Source organism: uncultured Anaerococcus sp., assembly GCF_937934665.1.
Taxonomy (GTDB): domain Bacteria; phylum Bacillota; class Clostridia; order Tissierellales; family Peptoniphilaceae; genus Anaerococcus.
The window spans coordinates 1-1,228 of the sequence record NZ_CALGYW010000087.1 but is presented as its reverse complement, the minus strand read 5'-3'; the positions used below and the strand labels follow the sequence as shown (position 1 = coordinate 1,228).

General features: G+C 45.0%; 2 protein-coding genes. Both read right to left on the bottom strand.

Annotated elements, in window-relative coordinates; genetic code table 11:
• Nucleotides 1-853 (bottom strand): IS3 family transposase (locus tag Q0410_RS04940; RefSeq protein ID WP_299033666.1); only part of this gene is annotated, 853 nt, incomplete at its 3' end.
• 32 nt (nt 854-885) lie between these two features.
• Nucleotides 886-1,167 (bottom strand): transposase, encoded by a 282-nt coding sequence (locus Q0410_RS04935; protein WP_299033663.1) that lies wholly within the window; start codon nt 1,165-1,167, stop codon nt 886-888.
• Between the last annotated feature and the right edge of the window lie 61 nt (nt 1,168-1,228).

The following is a 1,228-nucleotide window of genomic DNA, read 5'->3' as shown; positions in this document are numbered from 1 at the left end:
CCGCCAGACCAAGGCTTTTTAATTGTTGTTTGAATTTTAAAGGGCTAATCCAGCCTAATGCGGCATGTCTTCGTTGCCTGTTGTAAAAAATCTCTATGTATTCCCAAATTACCTGTTTGGCTGCACTTCTGGTTCTGAAGCGGTAAAAACCGGTGCATTCACATTTCAGACAACCAAAGAAGTTTTCAGCGGGGGCATTATCATAAGGATTTCCTTTGTTGCTCATACTTTGCCGGATATTATATCGTTTTAGTAGAGACCGGAAAGCTTTGGAGCAATACTGGCTGCCCCTATCGGAGTGGAATATTAGGCCATCCGCTGGTCGTGCCCGTTCTAGGGCCATTTTAAGGGCTTTTATCACTAGTTCCTTGGTCATTCTTTTACTAGATGCATGTCCAACAACTTCCTTAGTGCATAGATCCTTGACTATGGCGGTATACAACCATCCTTCTTCGGTCCAATGGTAGGTTATGTCACTCACCCACACGGTGTTTGGCAGTGGTGCGTCAAATTTTTGATTCAGTAAATTAGGGGCAACCGGCAAATTATGTTTACTGTTTGTTGTGGCTTTCCACTTAATCTTGCGTTTAGAGCGGATGTTATGCTTTTTCATCAACCTGTAAACGGTTCCCCTGCTACAGGGAATGGATTCTCTGACTTCCGCCCAAATGGGGTCCAAACCATAAGTAGGATGCTTTTGATGCACTTTCCTGATCCTGCTAAGAATCCTGGCGTGTCTTTTAGCTCGTCTTGATGGCGGCCTGCCCAACCAATCGTAATACCCGCTCCGGGATACTTCCAAAACTTCGCACATTTTCGCCACAGACCACCCGGAGGAGGCGTGGGCCTTGATAAATTTGAATTTATCATTGGTCGTAGCTGGATCTATGGTTTTATGAAAATGGCTACGGACTTTTTTAGGACATCAACTGTCTCCTTTGTGTTCGCCAATTGTTTTTTAAGTTTCTTGTTCTCGGCCTCTAGTTCAGCGATTCTTTTATCCTTAGAACTTTCGGGTTTCGTAGCCTGCCGGACCCACCTTCTTATGGTTGGCTGGGATACACCTAAGTCGCTTGCTACCGCCGATATAGTCCTATCTTGTTCAACTACCATCTTCACTGCGTGGGTCTTAAACTCATCATCATACCGGACAGAACCGTTAACCATAATTGACACCCCCTCGTGAACTAATTATACGATCACGACCTAGTGTCCGTCAAAGTGGGCA

Excerpts from the sequence above, each read along its gene's own strand:
- Q0410_RS04935 (WP_299033663.1), bottom strand. The coding sequence starts at position 1,167 with ATGGTTAACGGTTCTGTCCGGTATGATGATGAGTTTAAGACCCACGCA.